This window comes from Paracoccus cavernae (assembly GCF_042430175.1).
Classification (GTDB): domain Bacteria; phylum Pseudomonadota; class Alphaproteobacteria; order Rhodobacterales; family Rhodobacteraceae; genus Paracoccus; species Paracoccus cavernae.
Map to the genome: position 1 here is coordinate 661,862 of NZ_JBHMDZ010000001.1, position 21,125 is coordinate 682,986.

The following is a 21,125-nucleotide window of genomic DNA, read 5'->3' on the forward strand; positions in this document are numbered from 1 at the left end:
GGATGACGTGGCAGAAGCAAAATCGGAAAAACGGGGACTGGGTCGTGGGCTTTCTGCTTTGATGGCTGATGTAGATTTGATTCCGTCGGATCGTCCGGCGCCGCGGCAGACTTTGCCGGTCGAGCAGCTGACGCCGAACCCTGACCAGCCGCGCCGGACTTTTGCTCCCGAAGCGTTGCAGGAGCTGGCACAGTCGCTCAAAGCGCGCGGTATGTTGCAGCCGCTGATCGTCCGTCCGCATCCGCGCGACAAGGGGCTTTACCAGATCGTGGCCGGTGAGCGTCGTTGGCGCGCCGCGCAGATCGCGCAGCTTCATGAAGTTCCGGTCGTCATCAGCAATCTCAACGATACCGAGATGCTCGAAGTTGCGATCGTCGAGAATATCCAGCGCTCTGACCTCAACGCGATTGAAGAGGCGGCTTCCTACAAGCAGCTGATGGAGCGTTTCGGTCATACGCAAGAAAAGCTGGCAGAAGCGCTGAACAAGAGCCGCAGCCATATCGCCAACCTTTTGCGTCTGCTTAACCTTCCCGATCAGGTCCAAGCCTGGTTGAAGGAAGGCAAGCTCACGGCCGGTCATGCGCGTGCCCTGATCACGGCGCCGAATGCGGTTGAATTGGCGCGCAAGGTGATCGAGCGTAATCTCTCTGTTCGCGAAACCGAAGAGCTGGTGCGCAAACAAGCGGAACCTTCGCAGCCCAAGGCGCGTAAAGCCCGCGAGAGTGCCAAGGATGCCGATACGCGCGCTTTGGAAGGCGATCTCTCCGCGCAGCTCAAGATGAATGTCAGCATCAACCATCAGGGCGAGAAGGGCGGTCAGTTGACGGTCAGCTATAGCGACCTCGATCAGCTTGATCGTCTTTGCCAGATGCTGGGCGCGGGCGCCTGACACATCGGATCTTGTCGGAATTTGCAGCGGGAATCAGGAAACTGGTTCCCGCTTTCCTCATTTTTGGCGCGGGATAGGTTCGGTTGGATCTCCGTCTGGATCCGGTTCTGTAGGAATACTGTTCGCCAAAGGCTTCGACCTTCCACAGGATGCAGAAAAATTTCCTGCTCTATGCCTAGATATGGGACCTATAACCACTTTCCATGGAATGGCAGCAGAAAAATTCCTTATCTTGTGCAAGACGGAAATTAATAACTATTACTCCGGTCGTGATTAGGTATTATAAGCATCGAACAATGCAGGATGGATTGATCCTATGGCTGATCTCGATCTTATCGACAGAAAAATTGTTGCTTCCCTGATGGAGGACGCTTCGCTTTCGGTGGCGCGGCTGGCAGAGCGTGTGGGTTTGTCGCAGACGCCGTGCTGGAAGCGTATCCAGCGGCTCGAGACGAAGGGGATCATCACGGGCAGGGTGGCGCGCGTGGATCCGATCAAGTTGGGTTTCGGGCTGACCGTCTTTGTCGCGATCGAGGCCGCCGATCATAGTGCGGAATGGCGCGACGATTTCCACAAACATCTCGCGCAGCATCCCGAAGTGGTCGAGGCGCATCGCCTAGCCGGTCCGACGGATTATCTGCTGCGGGTCGTCGTCCGCGACATGCCGGCTTTCGATGAATTCTACCGCCGCCTGACGGCGACGGTCGCTGTTCGGAACGTGACTTCGCATTTCGCGATGGAGCCGATCAAGGACAAGGGCGTCCTGCCGATCGACACGCGAAACCACTAATCTCAGACGACTTCGCGGGCCGTTCCGTCGGGGTGGACGTGGAGGTAATAGTCGAGAAGTTTCAGCTTCGCCGCGGCAGCCATATCGATGACGATGGTCGCTTTCGGGTGGAGCTGGAGCGCCGATGCGGGGCAGACGGCAGCCAAAGGCCCCTCGATCATCGCGGCGACTGCATCGGCCTTTTGTGCGCCGGTGGCGAGCAGCAGGCAGTGGCGCGCATCCAGGATCGTGCCGACGCCCATGGTGATCGCGAATGTCGGAATGGTCTCGTCGGCGCGGAAATAGCGGCTGTTCGCGTCGCGGGTTTCCCTGGTCAGCGTCTTGATGCGCGTGCGGCTTTTGAGGCTCGAGGTCGGCTCGTTGAAGCCGATATGGCCGTTGTGCCCCAGCCCCAGCAGCTGGAGATCCAGCCCGCCACATTGCGCGATCGCGGCTTCGTAGCGCAGCGCTTCATCCTCGGGGTTGCGGGCATCGCCGCGGGGCAGGTGGGTGCGCTGCAGGTTGATGTCGACCTTGCCGAAGAGCACGTCGTTCATATAGCTGCGGTAGGATTGCGGATGTTCGGGCGCGAGGCCGACATATTCGTCGAGGTTGAAGGTCGTCACGTCGCGAAAGCTCGGACCGCCGTTTTTGTGCAGTGCGACCAGCTTTTCATAGACGGGCAGCATCGTGCCGCCGGTGGCCAGACCCAGCACCGCATTGGGCTTGTCGCGCATGGTTTGCGCGATGAGCGAGACCACACGTTCCTGTGCGGTATCTGCGGTTTCAAGTATCAGGACCTTCATGGACATTACCCTTCACGGCTGGCGACGGCGGCATTCGCGCCGGTCAATCAGTTGATCCGCCGGAATTTTGTGCGGATGAAATCGCTCGCGCAATCCGCGCGATACCTTCCTCTATCCGGTCGCTCGCAATAGAGGAATAGGCAAGACGATAGTGGTGCGAGCTGTCCATCGGCGTCACGAAGAAATCCGGGCCTGGCTCGATCACCACGTCTTGCGCCAGAAGATCCTGCGCCAGCGTGATGGTGTTCACCCCGTCGGGCGCGCGCATCCAATAGCTCGATCCTCCCGCACCGCTTTCGGCCCCGGCGATCGTCAGCCCGTGTTTGCGTATGGCCTGATCCATGACGTTGCGGCGCTCGGCATAGACGCGGCGGAGGTGCTCGACCTGGCGGTCGTAATGGCCGAGCGACAGGAAGTAGGCCGTGGTGCGCTGCAGGTGGCCGGGCGGGTGGCGCAGCACGAGGGCGCGCAGTGCGCGGGCCTCGGCGAGGAATTCGGGCGGGCCGACGAGGTAGCCCAGACGCAGCCCCGGAAAGAGCGATTTCGAAAACGAGCCGACATAGATCACGCTGTCATGCTGGTCGAGGGACTTGAGCGCAGGCGAGGGCGAGTTGGTAAAGGAGACCTCGAATTCGTAATCGTCCTCGACAATCGCAAAGCCCTCGGTCCGTGCGCGTTCAAGCAGCAGCTTGCGCCGCGCCAGCGTCATTGTCGTATTGGTCGGACATTGGTGGCTGGCGGTGGTGAAAACGACATCGACGCCGGAGCGGAGCGCATCGGCCGGCAGCCCCTGCGCGTCGACGTCGATCGGCAGGACATGGCAGCGGGTCTGCTCGACGATCTCGCGCAAGCCGGGGTAGCAGGGGTTCTCGATCACCGCGGTCCGGCGCTGGTTCAGCAGGACCTGCGCCGCGAGCCAAAGCGCGTTCTGTGCGCCCATGGTCAGCAGGACCTCTTCGGGGCGCGCGCTGATGCCGCGGCGAGGCAGGATGTGGCGGGTGATGTAGAGCACCAGTTCGGGGTCGTCGGCCTCGTAGAAATCGGCGGTGAGCACGTCGAAGTCGCGCTGCCCCAAAGCCTGCAAGGAGCATTGCCGCCAGGCCGAGCGGTCGAAAAGCTGCGGGTCGGCTTGCCCGTAGGTGAATGGAAAGCGGTAGTTGCGCCAGTCGGGATTCTGGTGGCGCCTGCGCGGATTGCGGAAGCGCTGGCCGATCAGCCGCGACCAGTCGGCGCGGCTGTCGGGCTGGTCGGCGGCGCTCATGGCGGGCTGCGCAGCGACGGCATCCGCCACGAAATAGCCGGAACGGTCGCGCGAGGTGAGATAGCCCTGGGACAGAAGGTCGGCATAGGCCGTCGCCACCGTCAGGCGGCTGACCCCGAGATGTTTGGCGAGAAGGCGGCTCGAGGGCATCCTTTCGCCGGCGAGGAAGCGGCGGTCGAGAATGGCGTCGACGATCTGCTGGCGAAGCTGATGTTGCAGGGTCGTCGCGGCATCGGGATCGACAAAGAAAAGCTCGGGTGCAATCGCCATATCACCCCCGACTGGCCTGTGAGGATTTTCTCTCTGGCCTTGTCGCTATCATGGCGAGGGCCCGCCAGACAAGCTGGCGGGCCCCGACTTCACGTGAAACATTATGCACCTTAAGAATGCGTTCTTCAGGTGTTCAGGGACAACTCAGCCAAAGACGCGGGTCAGCGCCACGTCGATCGCGCCGGTGATGGCGTCGATATCGTCGGCCGAAGCGATCAGGGCAGGCGAGAGGCAGAGCGTGTTGTTGAAGCCCGGCAGCGAGCGGTTCGTCGCCCCGATGATCACGCCCTGAGCCGAACATTCCGCCACGACGCGCTGCGCGAGCTTCTCGTCCACCGGCTCTTTCGTCTTGCGGTCGGTGACCAGCTCGGCGCCTTGGAAGAGGCCGAGGCCGCGCACGTCGCCGATGACCTTGTGCTTCTCCATCAGTGCCAGAAGGTTGCCGGTCAGGCGCTCGCCCATGCGCTGGGTGTTCCCGATCAGGTCTTCGTCAATGATGATGCGCATGTTCTCCAGCGCCGCCGCCGGACCCGAGGCGCAGCCGCCGAAGGTCGAGATGTCGCGGAAATAGCTCAGCGGATCCGAGGGATCGTCCTTGAACATCTCGAAGACCTTTTCGGTCGTCACCGCGCAGGAGATCGCCGCATAGCCCGAGGCGAGGCCCTTTGCCATGGTCACGAAATCGGGCTGCACGCCGTAGTGCTGATAGCCGAACCATGCGCCGGTGCGGCCGAGACCGCAGACGACTTCGTCGATATGGAGCAGGATGTCGTATTTCCGGCAGATCTCCTGCACGCGCTCCCAATAGCCTGCCGGAGGCACGATGACCCCGCCGCCGGCCGTGATCGGCTCGAGGCAGAGCAGGCCGATCTCGTCGGCGCCCTCGCGCAGGATGACCTCTTCGATAGCGTCGGCGGCGCGGCGGCCGTAATCCTCGACATCCCATTGCTTGCGGTATTCAAGGCAATGCGGCACCTGAATGAAGCCTTCGGGCAGGGGGCCGTAAAGCGCCGCGCGCTCGGGCTGGCCACAGGCGGCGAGGTTCGCCAGCGTCGTGCCGTGGTAGTCGCGGTCGCGGTAAAGGATCTTGGATTTCTTGCCCTTGTGGTGGCGCGCCGAAATCTGGCGGACCATTTTGAAGACCTTCTCGTTGGCCTCCGAACCCGAGTTCGCGTAATAGACGCGGCTCAGGCCGGGCATCTTGTCGAGAAGCGCCTCGGCGAAAAGCGAGCCCGGAATAGAGCCCGCCGACTGCGCGAAATAGTTCATCTTGATCAGCTGGTCGCGCACGGCATTGGCGATGCTCTCGCGGCCGTAGCCGACGTTGACCGTCCAGACACCGCCCGAGACGGCATCGATATATTCGCGTCCGGCCGCATCCCAGACGCGGATGCCTTTGCCTTCGACGATGATGCGCGGATCGGTGGTTTCCAGCGCCTTGTGCTGCAACAGGTGGTGCCAGACATGGGCGCGGTCGGCCTCGATGATATGGCTCAGGTCGTTGTCGCGGGCGCTTAGCGGATTGGGGATGTTCATGGCGAGGCTCTCAGCAAGATCGGAATAATCTGATCTTATCCTGACACGGGGCAGGCTTCGGCGCACAGGTCCAGACGGCACCAATTGATAAGGCCAGTTACCGGGTTCTTCGGTAACTGGCCTGTTCGTTTCGATGTGGGGGGTGGAGCTTAGTTGCCCGGATTCGAGCTGACGCCGACCTTGGCGGGACGCAGCAGGCGGTCATGCAGCATGAAGCCGTTGTCCATGACCTGGATGATCGTGCCTGCGACGGTGCCCGGAACGGGGGCCTCGAACATGGCCTCGTGGACCTGCGGGTCGAATTTGGTGCCGACCGGCGGGTTGATCACTTCGATGCCGTGTTTGGCGAAGATGCTTTCCAGCTCGCGCAGGGTCAGCTCCACGCCTTCGATCAGCGCACCTGCGGCGGCGCGCATCTCGTCGGTGGCATGGGCCAGCGCGCGGGTCAGGTTGTCGTGAACCGGCGCGAGATCGCGGGCAAGGCGGGTGCCGCCATATTGCTCGGCATCACGGCGTTCCTTGTCGGCGCGCTTGCGGGCGTTCTCGGCATCGGCCAGAGCGCGCATGAAGCGGTCGCGGTATTCGTCACGTTCGGCGATGATGACATCGACATTCGGGCCGGCGCTCATATCGGCGAAATCGGCCGGATCTTCAGCAAGGAAGGCGCTGTCATTCTCCGGAAGTTCATGCTCGGGCTTCTGCCCATTCGTTTTTTCATTCGTCATCGACTTATCCTTTTCTGCCCGACAGAACGCGCCCGACAAGTTGGGCGGTGTAATCGACGATTGGTACGATGCGGCCATAGTTCAGCCGTGTCGGGCCAATCACGCCCACCGCTCCGACAATCTTCCGGTCAGCGTTCATATAAGGGGAAACCACCAAAGAGGAACCCGAAAGTGAAAACAGTTTGTTTTCGGATCCGATGAAAATGCGTACGCCTTCGCCTTCTTCGGTCAGTTCGAGAAAGCGGGCGATATCGCGCTTGCGTTCCAGATCATCGAAAAGCACGCGCACCCGTTCGAGATCGGCCGCCTCGTTGTCCAGAAGGTTCGAGCGTCCGCGCACGATCAGCCGCGAATCCGAGCCGTTGCTTTCCCATTGGGCGAGCCCCGTCTCGATCATTGCCGCCGCCAGCCCGTCGAGCTGGTTGCGGCTGCGCGCGATCTCCGTCGCGATCGAGGCGCGCAGATCGCTGAGCGTGCGGCCTTCGCCGATCGCATTGAGGAAATTCGCCGCCTCGCGCATCGAAGAGGGGGTCTGACCCAGCGGCGGCGTGAAGATGCGGTTCTCGACCTCGCCATTGGCAAAGACCAGCACGACCAAAGCGCGGTCCGTGGCGAGGCTTACGAATTCGATATGGCGCAGCGGCGCTTCCTGTTTGGTCGTCAGCACTAGGGACGCGCCATGCGTCAGCGCCGACAGGGCGCCGCCGACGCGGTCGAGCATCTCGGCAGGGTCGGAGTGGTGGTGGCCGACGGTTTCCTCGATGGCGCTGCGGTCGGTATCGGTGACGGGTCCGGCCTCCATCAGCCCGTCAACGAAAAGCCGCAGGCCAAGCTGCGTCGGCAGCCGTCCCGCCGAAATATGCGGGCTGTCGAGAAGGCCGAGATATTCCAGATCCTGCATGACGTTGCGGATCGTCGCCGCGCTGACCTTTTCGGACAGCCCGCGCGTCAGCGTGCGCGATCCCACCGGCTCGCCGGTTTCGAGATAGGCTTCGACTACTTTGCGAAAGACCTCGCGGGAGCGGTCATTGAGTTCCGAGAGCAAGCGATGTTCGGCCATGGGCGGCAATCTGTTCCGAAGGGTAAAGCCGTTGACGGGTTGCGGTTGGGGGCGGCAGACCTGTATTTGGCATTAAAACCCCCGAAAGGAATGCCAGATGCGCCCATCAGGACGAAATTTAAGCGAAATGCGCCCGATTTCAATTGAAACAGGGGTTTTGCGTCACGCCGAGGGCTCCTGCCTGATCCGTGTCGGCGGCACCGAAGTGCTGTGCTCGGCCACGATAGAGGACAAAGCGCCGCCGTTCCTGAAGAATTCGGGGCAGGGTTGGGTCACTGCGGAATACGGTATGCTGCCGCGCGCGACCAACAGCCGCAACCGCCGCGAGGCCGCTTTGGGCAAGCAGTCGGGGCGCACGCAGGAAATCCAGCGTCTGATCGGCCGCAGCCTGCGCGCAGGCGTCGACCGCCGCGCCTTGGGCGAGCGTCAGATCGTCATCGACTGCGACGTCATTCAGGCCGATGGCGGCACGCGCTGCGCCTCGGTCACCGGCGGCTGGGTCGCGCTTCGTCTGGCCGTGAACAAGCTGTTGAAGGCGGGGATCATCACCTCGGATCCGCTTCTGGATCACGTTGCGGCAGTGTCTTGCGGCATCTATGCCGGCCAGCCGGTGCTGGATCTCGATTACGCCGAGGACAGCGAAGCGGGCACCGACGGCAATTTCGTCATGACCGGCGCTGGCCGTCTGATCGAAGTGCAGATGTCGGCCGAAGGCGCGGCTTTCTCGCGCGCGGAAATGGACAAGCTTCTGGATCTGGCCGAGGCGGGGGTCGCCGAACTCGTCGCCGCACAAAAGGCCGCGATCGCATGAGGAAGCTGACCGAGAAAAAGCTGCTTGTCGCCACGCATAACGCCGGCAAGCTGGAAGAAATCCGCGCCATGATGGCCCCCTTCGGGATCGAGGTCACCTCGGCCGGCGAGATGGGTCTGGCAGAGCCCGACGAGACCGAAACGACCTTTATCGGCAACGCCCGCATCAAGGCGCGCGCCGCGATGGAGGCCACGGGTCTGGTGGTTCTCGCCGACGACAGCGGCATCACCATCGACGGTCTGGACGGCGCGCCGGGGGTTTATACCGCCGATTGGGCCGAGACCCCGAACGGCCGCGACTTCGACATGGCGATGGCGCGGGCATGGAACGAGCTCGAGGCCGCGAATGTGCCCGAGCCGCGCACAGCGCAATTCCGTGCGACCCTGATCCTGATGTGGCCTGATGGTCACGAAGAGATTTTCGAGGGCATCGCCCCCGGCCGCCTCGTCTGGCCGACGCGCGGGCCGCATGGGCACGGCTATGACCCGATGTTCGTCCCCGACGGGCAAGAGGGCGGGCAAAGCCTGACCTTCGCCGAAATGGACCCCGCCGAGAAAAACCGCATCAGCCACCGTGCCGATGCTTTCCGCAAGCTGGAGGCGGCCTTTGCTTAAAATCTCGGGCGGTTCCGCCTTCGAGGCGGCTTTGGGTTACAGCCGAGCGGTCGTCAAAGGCCCGTGGTGCTTTGTTTCGGGCGTCACCGGCTATGATTACGCCACGATGACCATGCCCGATGCTGCCGCCGATCAGGCGCGCAACTGTTTCGTGACGATCATCGCCGCCCTGACCAAGGGCGGCTTTGCGCTGTCGGATGTGGTGCGCGTTCAATACAGCGTGACCGATGCCGCTCTGGTGGATGAAATCGCGCCGGTGCTTGGCCATTATATGGGGGATATCCGTCCCGCCGCGACGATGGTCATCTGCGGGCTGATCAAGCCCGAGATGAAGGTCGAAATCGAAGTCACCGCCCTGAAAGAGTAACGGCCCCTTGGCCGTTCACAGCCATAAGCACAGCCATAAGCCATGTCCCAATCCGCCCCCTCCACCGACCTTGTCGCCGACGATTGGCGCGCAGGCGGATTCGGCCTTTACGTCCATTGGCCGTTCTGTGCTTCGAAATGCCCCTATTGCGACTTCAACAGCCATGTCGCGGCCAGTATCGACCAGCGCCGTTGGGCCGATGCCTATCGCCGCGATCTGGCGCGGACGGGGGCGCAGTCCGAGGGGCGGGTGCTCAATTCGATCTTCTTCGGTGGCGGCACGCCGTCCCTGATGGAGCCAGAGACCGTCGCCGCCGTGATCGAGGCCGCGCGCAGTCATTGGCAATTCGCCAACGACATCGAGATCACCTTGGAAGCCAACCCCACCTCGGTCGAGATGGGGCGGTTTCGCGGTTTTGCCGATGCGGGCGTCAACCGGCTCTCGATGGGGGTGCAGGCGCTCAATGATGCGGATCTCGCGAAACTGGGCCGGATGCATTCCGTTGCCGAAGCCCGCGCCGCTTTCGACATTGCCCGCGCCTGTTTCGACCGCATCAGTTTCGACCTGATCTATGCCCGCCAAGACCAGAGCCGCGAGGATTGGCGGCGCGAGCTGTCCGAGGCGCTGTCGATGGCGGCCGATCACCTCTCGCTCTACCAGCTCACCATCGAGCCGGGCACGGCCTTTGGCGCGCGTCACGCGAAAGGCGGGCTGAAGGGCCTGCCCGATGACGATAATGCCGCCGATATGTATCTGGAAACGCAAGATATTTGCGCCGCAGCCGGTATGCCCGCCTATGAGGTGTCGAACCATGCCGCGAAGGGCGCCGAAAGCCGTCACAACCTGATTTACTGGCGTCAGGGCGATTGGGCGGCGGTCGGGCCGGGGGCGCACGGCCGCATGACGCTTGGCGGCACGCGCTACGCGACCGAGGCCCACCGCGCTCCGGGCGAATGGCTGGCGGCGGTCGACAGCCACGGCCACGGCGAAAGCCTGCGCGAGGCCCTGCCGCTTGATGATCGTGCGCTGGAATATCTGCTGATGTCGATGCGTCTGTCCGAAGGGATGGAGATCGCGCGTTACGAGGCCCTTGCCGGAAGCGCTCTGCCCGAAGGGCGGGTCGCGGATCTGTTGCAATTGGGCCTTATCGAAGTGGCGCAGGGCAGGGTCCGCGCCACAGATCAGGGGCGCCCCGTGCTCAACGGCATTTTGCGCGAATTGGCGGCCTGAACATGCGGATCATCTGGCTGGGCATTGGATGGATGGCGCTGATCCTTGGCGGGATCGGGGCGGTTTTGCCGATCATGCCGACCGTGCCCTTCCTGCTGGTGGCGGTCTGGGCATTCTCGCGCTCGTCGCATGCGATCCGCGACCGCATTCTGGCGCATCCGACCTTCGGCCCTTCGATCCGCGCGTGGCAGGATCGCGGCGTTATCGGGCGTTCCGCGAAATTCTGGGCGATCCTCGCCATGAGCTGCGGCGTCGTCTGGTCGGTGGTGCTGAAACTGCCGCTGGTGCTGATCGGCGTACAGGTCTGCATCTGCCTGGCCATCGCGCTTTTCCTGATCACCCGTCCCGAAAGCTGAACGGGCCGACGGGGCGCCTGCAAGGCCCCCCTGATTTTCGGGAACATTCTCAAGACATAACATGTTATTCTGACTGGACCTCGGCCGCCCGAGCGTCGCGCCTCCGCGCGTTCGCATAAGGTCGCCCCAGCAGGAGAGAATGATGCTGCGCACTCTGGTTTCCGCTTTGACCCTTTCGCTTCTGGCCGCCGCGCCCTCCATGGCCGAGACCATCCGCGTCGGCATGTCGGGCGGCTATTTCCCCTTCACCTTCGTGCGTGCCGACAAGCTGCAGGGCTTCGAGGTGGATTTCCTCGAGGCGATTGCCGCAGAGACCGGCGACGATGTCGAATTCGTCACCATGTCCTTTTCCGGCCTGATCGGCGCTCTGGAATCGGGGCGCATCGATACCGTCGCCAACCAGATCACCATCACCCCCGAGCGGCAGGAGAAATTCGATTTCACCCAGCCCTATGTCTATGACGGGGCACAGGTTGTCGTGCAGAAGGGCAATCCCAAAGGCATCGCCGGCCCGCAGGACCTGTCGGGCAAGACCGTTGCGGTCAACCTCGGCTCGAATTTCGAGGAACTGCTGCGCGCGCTTCCCAATGCCGCCGATATCGACATCAAAACCTACGAGACCAATTTCGAACAGGATGTCGCCCTTGGCCGCGTCGATGCTTTCGTGATGGACCGCGTGTCTACCGCGCAGGTGATCGCGAAAAGCCCCTTGCCGCTGGAACAGGCGGGCGCGCCCTTCGACGAGATCCAGAACGCGCTGCCCTTCCGCAAGGATGCGGCTGGCGAGGCAATGCGCGCCAAGGTCGATGCCGCGATCACCAAGCTCAAGGAAAACGGCAAGCTGGCCGAGATCTCGCAAAAATGGCTCGAGCAGGATGTGACCAAGCCCTTGGCCGAAACCGCAGCCACGCCCGCGCCGTAACATGGCGCTTGATACCGCCTATATGGCCGAAATCCTGCCGGTGATCCTTGGCTATGTGCCAAGGACGCTGGCGATGGCCGGTGCCGCGATGGTGGGATCGCTGATCCTGTCGGTGCTGCTTGCCATCGTGCGGGTGCTCAAGGTGCCGGTACTCGACTGGCTGGTTGCGCTCTACATCAGCTTTTTCCGCGGCACGCCGCTGCTGGTCCAGCTGTTCCTGTTCTACTTCGGCCTGCCGCAGCTTGTCGCCGAGCTGAAGGCGATCACCGGCATGCAGGCGGCGATCTTCGGGCTGATGCTGCATTTCGCGGCCTATATGGCGGAATCGATCCGCGGCGCGATCCTCGGCATCGACCGCAGCCAATGGGAGGCGGCGGAATCGCTCGGCATGACGCGGGGAAGGATGCTGATGCGCATCATCCTGCCGCAAGCCAGCCGGATCGCCGCGCCGACCCTGCTGAATTACTTCATCGACATGATCAAATCGACCTCGCTCGCCTTCACGCTCGGCGTGACCGAGATGATGGGCGCGGCGCAGAAAGAGGCGGCGGGAAGCTTTCTCTATCTCGAATCCTATCTCGTGGTGGCGCTGCTTTACTGGGCCATCGTCGAGGCGCTCTCGTTCCTCCAAAGGCTGTTCGAGCGGCGTATGCAGAAGGCGTTCCAGCGATGAGCGACAAAGACGGTGTGTCGATTGCGGGGCTGCGCAAAAGCTTTGGCGCGCTGACGGTTCTGGACGGGATCGACCTTAGCCTGCAGTCCGGCGAAAGGGTGGCGATCATCGGGCCTTCGGGGACCGGCAAGTCGACGCTGCTGCGCTGTCTGAACTTTCTCGACCGGCCGGATGCGGGAATGATCCGCATCGGGGACCTCTCGGTCGATGCCGCGCGTGCCGGACGCGCCGAGATTCTGGCCCTGCGGCGGCGCACCAGCTTTGTCTTTCAAAACTATGCGCTTTTCGCAAACAAGACTGCGCGCGAGAACCTGACCGAAGGGCTGATCAGCGTCCGCGGCCTGTCCAAGCCCGAGGCCAATGCCCGCGCCGACGAGATCCTTGCCCGCATCGGTCTGGCCGATAAAGCGGGCAGCTATCCCGCCGCTTTGTCGGGGGGCCAGCAGCAGCGCGTGGGTATCGGGCGGGCGATGGCGATGGGCTCGGAGCTGATGCTCTTCGACGAGCCGACCTCGGCGCTCGATCCCGAATGGGTGGGCGAGGTGCTCGACCTGATCCGCACCATCGCCGACGGCCGCCAGACGATGCTGATCGTCACCCACGAGATGCAGTTCGCCCGCGAAATCGCCGACCGCATTGTTTTCATGGAGGGCGGACGCATCGTCGAACAGGGCCCGCCCGCGCAGGTTTTCGACGCGCCGCAAGACCCCCGGACCCGCGAATTCCTGCGGCGTGTGTCGGCATAGGCTTGCAGGGTACAACCTTTTGACCACTTGCGCCGAGGGGGGCGCAGGCGTGATTTTGCAGGCATATTTAGTCCAATCGGAGGATGGACCATGGTTGATACGTCTGGCGTGAAAATTCACCCTGCAGTCGATAACGGCATCAAGCCGACCAAAGCCGGTTTCGGCGGTGGCGAACTGCATTGCAAATGCGCCTCGAATCCGGTGCGCGTGACTGTTGCATCGCAGACCGCGCATAACCACGTTTGCGGTTGCACCAAGTGCTGGAAACCCGAAGGCGCCGTCTTCTCGCAGATCGCGGTTGTCGGCCGTGATGCGGTTACCGTCACCTCGGGCGCCGACCGTCTGGAGATCGTCAACAAGGACGCTCCGATCCAGCGCCACAAATGCTCCGCTTGCGGCGTGCACATGTACGGCCGCATCGAGAACAAGGAACATCCGTTCTACGGTCTCGACTTCGTTCACACCGAGCTGTCGGACACCGACGGCTGGTCCGCCCCGGAATTCGCGGCATTCGTGAGCTCGATCATCGAATCGGGCGTTGATCCGAGCCGTATGGACGCGATCCGCGCCCGTCTGCGCGAGCTGGGCCTCGAGCCCTACGACGCGCTTTCGCCGCCGCTCATGGATGCGATCGCAACCCATATCGCGAAAAAATCGGGTGCCCTTCCGGCTTAATGCCGGTTCGGATAACTTGACTGTCAGAGGGGGCCGGGAAACTGGCCCCCGATGCAATGAAGACCAAGACGCCAGCGGGTCCCTTGGCCCGCACTATCAAGGAGAGCCCCAAATGATGAGAACCCGCGCAGCCGTCGCACTAGAGGCCGGTAAGCCCCTGCAGATCATGGAGGTCAATCTCGAGGGCCCCAAGGCCGGGGAAGTTCTGGTCGAGATCAAGGCGACCGGTCTTTGCCACACCGACGATTTCACCCGTTCGGGCGCTGACCCGGAGGGGATCTTCCCCTGTATCCTCGGCCACGAGGGCGCAGGTATCGTTCTGGAAGTCGGCGAAGGCGTGACCACGCTCAAGCCCGGTGACCACGTCATCCCGCTTTACACCCCCGAGTGCCGCCAGTGCCCGTCCTGCCTGTCGCAGAAGACGAACCTGTGCACCGCGATCCGCTCGACCCAGGGTCAGGGCCTGATGCCGGACGGCACCACCCGTTTCTCGATGCTCGACGGCACCCCGATCTACCACTACATGGGCTGCTCGACCTTCGCGAACCACACCGTTCTGCCGGAAATCGCGCTGGCGAAAGTCCGTGACGACGCGCCGTTCGAGAAGATCTGCTACATCGGCTGCGGCGTCACCACCGGCATCGGTGCGGTGATCAACACCGCCAAAGTCGAAATCGGCGCGACCGCTGTTGTTTTCGGTCTCGGCGGGATCGGTCTGAACGTCATCCAGGGCCTGAAAATGGCCGGTGCCGACAAGATCATCGGCGTCGATCTGAACGACGGCAAAGAAGAAATGGCGCGCCACTTCGGCATGACCCATTTCATCAACCCGACCAAAGTCGAGAACGTCGTTCAGGAAATCGTCAACCTGACCAAGACGCCCTTCGACCAGATCGGCGGCGCGGATTACTCGTTCGACTGCACCGGCAACGTCAAAGTCATGCGCGACGCGCTTGAGTGCACCCACCGCGGTTGGGGCCAGTCGATCGTCATCGGCGTGGCACCGGCAGGCGCGGAAATCAGCACCCGTCCGTTCCAGCTGGTCACCGGCCGCGTCTGGAAAGGCTCGGCATTCGGCGGCGCCCGCGGTCGTACCGACGTTCCGGGTCTGGTCGATTGGTACATGGACGGCAAGATCGAGATCGACCCGATGATCACCCACATCCTGACGCTGGACCAGATCAACGAAGGTTTCGATCTGATGCACAAGGGTGAATCGATCCGCGCGGTGGTGGTTTACTGATCGCTAAGCACTGCTTAGGTAAAAGACGGCGGGGACGGGGAACCGCTCCCGCCGTCAACATGAAAGGGACCGATCATGGCGAAGCATTTCGTTTTGGACGATGACGACGATGATGATGACGATGACGCGCCTCGTCAGGATGCGCCCAAGGAAGAGGGCCTCGGCCTTCCCGAAGGCGACAAGATCGGCAAACTCTACTTCAAGTCGCGCACGGTAATCGTTGCGGGCCAGATCAACGACAAGCTGGCTCAGCGCACGGTTGCCCATCTTCTGGCCCTGGCCGAAGACAGCGACAAGCCGATCAACATGCTGATTTCCTCGCCCGGCGGGCATGTCGAATCGGGGGACATGATCCATGACGTGATCAAGTTCATCCGTCCGACCGTGCGCACGATCGGTTCGGGTTGGGTCGCTTCGGCCGGCGCGCTGATCTTTGTCGCCGCGAAGAAGGAAAACCGTTTCTGTCTGCCGAACACGCGCTTCCTGATCCACCAGCCCTCGGGCGGGATCGGCGGTACCTCGTCGGACATGATGATCCAGGCAGAGCAGGTCCGCATCATGCGCGACCGCCTGAACCACATCTTTGCCGATGCCACCGGCCAGCCGGTCGAGCGCATCGAGAAAGACACCCAGCGCGACTTCTGGCTGAATACGCAAGAGGCGCTGGACTACGGTCTTCTGGGCCAAGTCATCACCTCGGCGGATGAGCTGAAATGACCACGAATAGCCGGGGCGTAGCGATACGCCCCGCCTTGCCGTCCGATCACGACGTGATCTGGAGCATTCTCGAGCCGGTCTATCGCGCCGGCGAAACCTATTGCATCCCGCGGGACATTTCGCGCGATGAGGCTTTGGCGGATTGGTTTGTCGAGCCCTTCACCGCCTTCGTCGCCGAGATCGACGGCGAGATTCTCGGCATCAGCCATGTCGGCCGCAACCGGCCCGGTCCGGCTTCCCATGTCGCCAATGCCAGCTTTGCAACCGCACCCGCCGCGCGCGGACGCGGGATCGCGCGCGCTTTGGTCGAACATGCCAAGGATTGGGCGCGCGGGCAGGGCTTTCGCGCGATGCAGTTCAACTTCGTCGTGTCGAGCAACGCGGATGCCGTCCATTTGTGGCAGAAAGCCGGTTTTGCCATTGTCGGCAGGCTGCCTGCAGCATTCGATCACCCCACACATGGCTATGTCGATGCATTGGTCATGTTCCAGGATTTGACGAAAGGAGAGCAGGGATGACGCTCACTTACGAAACTTTGTCCGAGAACCGCAGCTTCGGCGGGACTCAAGGCGTCTACAAGCACAAGTCGCAAGCGACCGGCACCGACATGACCTTTGCGGTCTACCTGCCTCCGGCGGCCGAATTCGGCAAGGTTCCGGTGCTGTGGTTCCTTGGCGGCCTGACCACCACCCACGAGAATGCGATGACCAAAGCGGGCGCGCAGGAATGGGCTTCGGAATATGGTCTGGCGCTGATCTTCTGCGATACCTCGCCGCGCGGCGAAGGCGTGCCGAACGACGAGGCCTATGACCTCGGCCAAGGCGCGGGCTTCTATGTCGATGCGACCGAAGCGCCGTGGAGCACGCATTTCAAGATGTGGCACTATGTGGCGCACGAGCTGCCCGAGCTGGTCTTCAACAATTTCCCGCTCGACCGCGACGCGCAGGGCATCACCGGCCATTCGATGGGCGGCCACGGCGCGCTCACCCTCGCGATGACCTATCCCGAGACCTACAAATCGGTTTCGGCCTTCGCGCCGATCGCCAACCCGAGCCAGTCCGACTGGGGCCGCAAGCAGTTCACCGCCTATCTCGGCGCGGACGAATCGAAATGGCAGGCCCATGATTCGACCGTTCTGATGCGCGAGCGCGGCTATCCGGGCGAAGTGCTGGTCGATCAGGGCGGCAAGGACCAGTTCCTCGACCTGCTGAAGCCGGAAACGTTGGCCCACGCCATGATGGAGCGTCGCCAGCCCGGCGTTTTCCGCATGCAGCCCGGCTACGACCACAGCTATTTCTTCGTCCAGACCTTCATGCCCGAGCACATCCGCTGGCACGCTGAACGTCTGTAAAATATCATTCCCCCCGGTAAAATCGGGGGGAAGTTCCTGCGACGAAATGCCGATTTTCCCTAATACTTTCAGCTTATGCTACGCCCGCATTGATTGACGCAAAGCGTTGCGGGGCCAATCCTCTCAACAAGTTGATGGTCCGGTGTGATGCCGCGCTGTCAGACTGAGGGAGGAAGTCATGAAAACACTACTCAAAGGCGCATCCGTCGCCCTGCTGATGTCTGGGACCGCAGCATTCGCGAACGACAGCGTGATGGCGGAAATCGCCAAGCCGGAACAATGGGCTATCCAGACCGGCGATTATGCGAACACCCGCTATTCGACGCTGGACCAGATCAACAAGGACAACGTGCAGGACCTGCGCGTCGCCTGGACCTTCTCTACCGGCGTGCTGCGCGGTCACGAGGGCTCGCCGCTGGTGATCGGCGACATCATGTATGTCCATACGCCGTTCCCCAACAACATCATCGCGCTCGACCTGAACAACGACGGCAAGATCCTGTGGCGCTACGAGCCGCAGCAGGACCCGAACGTCATTGCCGTGATGTGCTGTGACACCGTTTACCGCGGCCTGTCCTATGCCGACGGCATGATCCTGACCCACCAAGCCGACACCACGCTGACCGCGCTCGATGCGAAAACCGGCGAAGTGAAATGGTCGATCAAGACCGGCGATCCGGCCATCGGCGAGACCAACACCGCGACCGTTCTTCCGGTCAAGGACAAGGTCATCGTCGGCGTCTCGGGCGGTGAATACGGCGTCCGCGGCCGCGTGACCGCCTATAACCTCAAAGACGGCTCGGAAGCGTGGAAGGCCTATTCGACCGGCCCCGACGCGGAAATGCTCGTCGATCCGGAAAAGACCACCCATCTGGGCAAGCCGATCGGCGCCGACAGCTCGCTCAACAGCTGGGAAGGCGACCAGTGGAAGATCGGCGGCGGCACCACCTGGGGCTGGTTCTCGTATGATCCGGACCTGAACCTGATGTATTACGGCACCGGCAACCCGTCGACGTGGAACCCGTCGCAGCGTCCGGGCGACAACAAATGGTCGATGACCATCATGGCCCGCGATGTCGATACCGGCATGGCCAAGTGGTTCTACCAGATGACGCCCCATGACGAATGGGACTTTGACGGCGTCAACGAGATGATCCTGACCAACCAGCAGATCGACGGCACCGACCGCAAGCTGCTGACCCACTTCGACCGGAACGGTTTCGGCTATACGATGGACCGCGAAAGCGGCGAATTGCTGGTCGCGAAGAAGTTCGATCCGGCCGTCAACTGGGCGACCGAGGTCAATATGGACCCCGCGTCCGACCAATACGGCCGTCCGCAGGTCGTGGCCGAATACTCGACCGCGCAGAACGGCGAAGACGAGAACACCACCGGCGTCTGTCCGGCGGCTCTCGGCTCGAAAGACCAGCAGCCGGCGGCCTTCTCGCCCAAGACCAACACCTTCTATGTGCCGACCAACCACGTCTGCATGGACTACGAGCCCTTCCGCGTGGCCTATACCGCCGGTCAGCCCTATGTCGGTGCGACGCTCTCGATGTTCCCGGCCCCCAACAGCCATGGCGGCATGGGTAACTTCATCGCTTGGGACAACGTCAAGGGCGAGATCAAATGGTCGCTGCCCGAGCAGTTCTCGGTGTGGTCGGGTGCTCTGGCAACCGCAGGCGACATCGTCTTCTACGGCACGCTGGAAGGTTATCTGAAGGCGGTCGACGCCGAGACGGGCAAAGAGCTTTACAAGTTCAAAACCGCTTCGGGCATCATCGGCAACGTCATGACCTACGAGCACGGCGGCAAGCAGTACATCGGCATTCTGTCGGGTATCGGCGGCTGGGCAGGGATCGGCCTTGCGGCTGGTCTGACCAACCCGAACGAAGGTTTGGGCGCGGTCGGCGGTTATGCGGCGCTGTCCGATTATACCGAGCTTGGCGGCCAGCTGACGGTGTTCGAGCTTCCGGGTACCCCCGGCTAAGTCCTTCGGGGAAAAAGACATCATACTTTAGTTCCGAAATCTGAATCGTGAACTGTTCTCGGGCCGCCCCAAGCCTAACCTTGGGGCGGTCTTATAGTGACTAAAGGGAGGGGAAACAATGAAATCGACGGTGACTGCAGGAATGCTGGCATTGGGACTGGCGCTGGCAACTGCAGCCTCGGCGCAGGATCAGGCGGCCGAAGCGACAGCGGCTCCGGCCGAGGCGGGAGCAGCCGCCGGTGCGGCCACGCTGCCGGACGGGCGCGACATTGCTCCGGCCAAGATGGAGAACGGGCGCTGGTACACCGAGGACGACATCCCGACCTACAAGATCGAGGCCGACGGTACGGTCGATTACGCGACCTTCTCGGGTTATCGCCGCTATTCGGCCGAGTGCCACGTCTGCCACGGCCCCGACGGCGAGGGTTCGACCTATGCGCCGGCGCTGAAGAATTCGGTGCTCAAGCTCGACTACTACCAATATCAGGAAATCATCGCTTCGGGTAAGCAAGAGGGCTCTCTCGTGATGCCGGCCTTCGGCACCAACAAGAACGCCTGGTGCTATGTCGACGACATTTACGTCTATCTGCTCGCGCGCGGCACCGATGCCGTTCCGCGTGGTCGTCCGGCAAAGCGCGCCGATAAATCCGACGAATTCACCGCGCAGGAAGATTCCTGCATGAACGGGTGATGCGCTTGGCGCATCCGGCACGGGGGCGGCTCGGTGCCGCCCTGACAGGCCTTGTGCTGGCCTGTGCCACGTCGCTGGTGCTCGCGCCCGCTGCCGTGGCGCAGGTCGCCGATCTGCGCTCGCATACCGAGTTCAGGGTCTGCGCCGATCCGGCCGCCTCGCCGATGTCCTCGGATGACGGCAGCGGGTTCGAAAACAAGCTGGCCGAGCTTTTCGCCGCCAAACTCGAGGTTCCGGTCAGCTACACCTGGTTTCCGCAGGGGATGGGCTTCATCACCAAGACGCTGCGCGCAGGTGTCTGTGACGTCGTGATCGGCTATGCCCAGGGCGACGAATTGGTCCAGAACACCAACCATTACTACACTTCGGTTTATGGAATCGTGACGCGCAAGGACAGCCCGCTGGCGTCGGTCGAGCAGCTGACCGATCCCGCGCTCAAGGGCCAGCAGATCGGTGTGGTGGCGGGAACGCCTCCGGCGACGCATCTGGCGCGCGCGGGTCTGGCCAAGGACATGCACGGGTTCGACCTCTTCGTCGACCGCCGTGTCCGCGATCCGATCGGCGACATGCTCGAGCAGGTGAAGTCCGGACAGCTCGCGGCAGCCGTCGCATGGGGGCCCTTGGCCGGTCCGCTGGTCAAACAGGATCCCGAGCTGCAATTCGTGCCGCTGCTGAAGGAAACCGAAAGCCCGCGTCTCTTCTTCCGCATCACGATGGGAGTGCGCGCCGAAGAGCAGGAATGGAAGCGCGAGCTCAACAGTCTGATCCGGCGCAATCAGGCCGAGATCGACGCCATCCTGTTCGAGGCAGGCGTTCCCTTGGTCGACGACTACGGTAAGGCGTTGAAAGAATGAAGCATCTGGTCGCCGTTCTGTGTCTATCCGGAGCGGCGGCTTTCGCCGAAACCCCTCAGCCCGAGGGGTTTCGCGGCCCGCCCTATCAAGCCGAGCTCCCCGCCGCCCTGACCGGAGCAAGGACGATCGACGCCAACGAGGCGCAACGCCTTCACGCCGATGGGGCGGCTTTCATCGATGTCTATCCGCGCCAGAAAAAGCCACAGAACCTGCCCGAGCACACGGTTTGGCGCGCCGAGCCGCATCTGACCATTCCGGATGCGCTTTGGCTTTACGATACTGGTTACGAAAGGCTGAAGGCATCGGAGCAAAGCCGTCTGGAACTCGGTCTCGCCGAGGCGTCCGGCGGGGATTTCGATGCGCCTTTGGTGATCTTCTGCCGTGCCGATTGCTGGATGAGCTGGAACGCCGCCAAACGCGCCGTGGCTTTGGGTTACAAACAGGTGCTGTGGTTTCCCGAAGGCACAGAAGGGTGGGAGGGAACGGGCGGCATGCTCGTCCCCGCCGCGATCTATCGGCCGCGGGCCGCAGGCACGAAGCCCTAGGGCCGAGCTATGCGAAAACCCGTT

At 62.5% G+C, this 21,125-nt stretch carries 24 protein-coding genes; 19 read left to right on the forward strand and 5 right to left on the reverse strand.

Annotated elements, in window-relative coordinates:
- Positions 1 to 61 precede the first annotated feature (61 nt).
- On the forward strand, positions 62 to 889 hold the full coding sequence (locus tag ACFFUC_RS03230) for a ParB/RepB/Spo0J family partition protein (RefSeq protein ID WP_377683454.1): 828 nt from the start codon (positions 62 to 64) through the stop codon (positions 887 to 889).
- Positions 890 to 1,205: 316 nt separating this feature from the next.
- Positions 1,206 to 1,679 (forward strand): Lrp/AsnC family transcriptional regulator, encoded by a 474-nt coding sequence (locus ACFFUC_RS03235; RefSeq protein ID WP_377683456.1) that lies wholly within the window; start codon positions 1,206 to 1,208, stop codon positions 1,677 to 1,679.
- Between the two features lie 2 nt (positions 1,680 to 1,681).
- Here ACFFUC_RS03235 and nagB read toward each other — a convergent pair whose 3' ends face one another.
- The 5 genes from nagB to hrcA all read right to left on the reverse strand — a co-directional run bounded on the left by nagB (position 1,682) and on the right by hrcA (position 7,316).
- Complete coding sequence (gene nagB, locus ACFFUC_RS03240) at positions 1,682 to 2,464, reverse strand: glucosamine-6-phosphate deaminase (protein WP_377683457.1); 783 nt, start codon at positions 2,462 to 2,464, stop codon at positions 1,682 to 1,684.
- 43 nt (positions 2,465 to 2,507) lie between these two features.
- Entirely contained in the window at positions 2,508 to 3,995 is a 1,488-nt protein-coding gene (gene pdxR, locus ACFFUC_RS03245) for a MocR-like pyridoxine biosynthesis transcription factor PdxR (protein ID WP_377683459.1), read from the reverse strand.
- 144 nt (positions 3,996 to 4,139) lie between these two features.
- On the reverse strand, positions 4,140 to 5,531 hold the full coding sequence (locus ACFFUC_RS03250) for an aminotransferase family protein (protein ID WP_377683460.1): 1,392 nt from the start codon (positions 5,529 to 5,531) through the stop codon (positions 4,140 to 4,142).
- A gap of 149 nt (positions 5,532 to 5,680) precedes the next feature.
- Positions 5,681 to 6,160 (reverse strand): nucleotide exchange factor GrpE, encoded by a 480-nt coding sequence (locus ACFFUC_RS03255; protein WP_377683616.1) that lies wholly within the window; start codon positions 6,158 to 6,160, stop codon positions 5,681 to 5,683.
- A 100-nt stretch (positions 6,161 to 6,260) separates the two neighbouring features.
- Positions 6,261 to 7,316, reverse strand: a complete 1,056-nt coding sequence (gene hrcA / locus ACFFUC_RS03260; protein ID WP_377683462.1) for a heat-inducible transcriptional repressor HrcA — start codon at positions 7,314 to 7,316, stop codon at positions 6,261 to 6,263.
- 97 nt (positions 7,317 to 7,413) lie between these two features.
- Between hrcA and rph the strand changes: the two genes are divergently transcribed.
- The 17 genes from rph (at position 7,414) to ACFFUC_RS03345 (ending at position 21,101) form a co-directional block, all read left to right on the forward strand.
- Complete coding sequence (rph, locus tag ACFFUC_RS03265; RefSeq protein WP_377683464.1) at positions 7,414 to 8,127, forward strand: ribonuclease PH; 714 nt, start codon at positions 7,414 to 7,416, stop codon at positions 8,125 to 8,127.
- Positions 8,124 to 8,741, forward strand: a complete 618-nt coding sequence (gene rdgB / locus ACFFUC_RS03270) for an RdgB/HAM1 family non-canonical purine NTP pyrophosphatase (protein ID WP_377683466.1) — start codon at positions 8,124 to 8,126, stop codon at positions 8,739 to 8,741. The genes rph and rdgB overlap by 4 nt, the downstream gene beginning before the upstream one ends.
- Entirely contained in the window at positions 8,734 to 9,108 is a 375-nt protein-coding gene (locus ACFFUC_RS03275) for a RidA family protein (RefSeq protein ID WP_377683468.1), read from the forward strand. Before rdgB ends, ACFFUC_RS03275 begins: the two co-directional genes overlap by 8 nt.
- 42 nt (positions 9,109 to 9,150) lie before the next feature.
- Complete coding sequence (gene hemW / locus ACFFUC_RS03280) at positions 9,151 to 10,338, forward strand: radical SAM family heme chaperone HemW (RefSeq protein ID WP_377683470.1); 1,188 nt, start codon at positions 9,151 to 9,153, stop codon at positions 10,336 to 10,338.
- A 2-nt stretch (positions 10,339 to 10,340) separates the two neighbouring features.
- On the forward strand, positions 10,341 to 10,694 hold the full coding sequence (locus ACFFUC_RS03285; RefSeq protein ID WP_377683471.1) for a YbaN family protein: 354 nt from the start codon (positions 10,341 to 10,343) through the stop codon (positions 10,692 to 10,694).
- Between the two features lie 142 nt (positions 10,695 to 10,836).
- The gene (locus ACFFUC_RS03290) at positions 10,837 to 11,616 is read left to right on the forward strand and encodes an amino acid ABC transporter substrate-binding protein (RefSeq protein WP_377683472.1); all 780 of its coding nucleotides are present in this window, start codon (positions 10,837 to 10,839) and stop codon (positions 11,614 to 11,616) included.
- Between the two features lies 1 nt (position 11,617).
- On the forward strand, positions 11,618 to 12,289 hold the full coding sequence (locus tag ACFFUC_RS03295) for an amino acid ABC transporter permease (RefSeq protein WP_377683473.1): 672 nt from the start codon (positions 11,618 to 11,620) through the stop codon (positions 12,287 to 12,289).
- A complete protein-coding gene (locus ACFFUC_RS03300; RefSeq protein ID WP_377683474.1) occupies positions 12,286 to 13,035 on the forward strand; it encodes an amino acid ABC transporter ATP-binding protein in 750 nt (249 codons plus the stop codon). The genes ACFFUC_RS03295 and ACFFUC_RS03300 overlap by 4 nt, the downstream gene beginning before the upstream one ends.
- Before the next feature lie 90 nt (positions 13,036 to 13,125).
- Positions 13,126 to 13,710 carry an S-(hydroxymethyl)glutathione synthase gene (gfa, locus tag ACFFUC_RS03305; protein WP_377683476.1) on the forward strand — a complete coding sequence of 195 codons (585 nt, stop codon included), beginning with the start codon at positions 13,126 to 13,128 and terminating at the stop codon, positions 13,708 to 13,710.
- 115 nt (positions 13,711 to 13,825) lie between these two features.
- Positions 13,826 to 14,953: an S-(hydroxymethyl)glutathione dehydrogenase/class III alcohol dehydrogenase gene (locus tag ACFFUC_RS03310; protein ID WP_377683618.1), complete on the forward strand. Its 1,128-nt coding sequence runs from the start codon at positions 13,826 to 13,828 to the stop codon at positions 14,951 to 14,953.
- 75 nt (positions 14,954 to 15,028) lie between these two features.
- The gene (locus ACFFUC_RS03315) at positions 15,029 to 15,670 is read left to right on the forward strand and encodes an ATP-dependent Clp protease proteolytic subunit (RefSeq protein WP_377683478.1); all 642 of its coding nucleotides are present in this window, start codon (positions 15,029 to 15,031) and stop codon (positions 15,668 to 15,670) included.
- A complete protein-coding gene (locus ACFFUC_RS03320; protein WP_377683480.1) occupies positions 15,667 to 16,188 on the forward strand; it encodes a GNAT family N-acetyltransferase in 522 nt (173 codons plus the stop codon). Before ACFFUC_RS03315 ends, ACFFUC_RS03320 begins: the two co-directional genes overlap by 4 nt.
- A complete protein-coding gene (gene fghA, locus ACFFUC_RS03325; RefSeq protein ID WP_377683482.1) occupies positions 16,185 to 17,021 on the forward strand; it encodes an S-formylglutathione hydrolase in 837 nt (278 codons plus the stop codon). Before ACFFUC_RS03320 ends, fghA begins: the two co-directional genes overlap by 4 nt.
- A 178-nt stretch (positions 17,022 to 17,199) precedes the next feature.
- The gene (locus tag ACFFUC_RS03330) at positions 17,200 to 19,011 is read left to right on the forward strand and encodes a methanol/ethanol family PQQ-dependent dehydrogenase (protein WP_377683484.1); all 1,812 of its coding nucleotides are present in this window, start codon (positions 17,200 to 17,202) and stop codon (positions 19,009 to 19,011) included.
- Positions 19,012 to 19,129: 118 nt separating this feature from the next.
- On the forward strand, positions 19,130 to 19,702 hold the full coding sequence (locus ACFFUC_RS03335; RefSeq protein ID WP_377683486.1) for a c-type cytochrome, methanol metabolism-related: 573 nt from the start codon (positions 19,130 to 19,132) through the stop codon (positions 19,700 to 19,702).
- The gene (locus ACFFUC_RS03340) at positions 19,702 to 20,556 is read left to right on the forward strand and encodes a substrate-binding domain-containing protein (RefSeq protein WP_377683488.1); all 855 of its coding nucleotides are present in this window, start codon (positions 19,702 to 19,704) and stop codon (positions 20,554 to 20,556) included. Before ACFFUC_RS03335 ends, ACFFUC_RS03340 begins: the two co-directional genes overlap by 1 nt.
- The gene (locus ACFFUC_RS03345; RefSeq protein WP_377683490.1) at positions 20,553 to 21,101 is read left to right on the forward strand and encodes a rhodanese-like domain-containing protein; all 549 of its coding nucleotides are present in this window, start codon (positions 20,553 to 20,555) and stop codon (positions 21,099 to 21,101) included. The genes ACFFUC_RS03340 and ACFFUC_RS03345 overlap by 4 nt, the downstream gene beginning before the upstream one ends.
- The last annotated feature ends 24 nt before the right edge of the window (positions 21,102 to 21,125 follow it).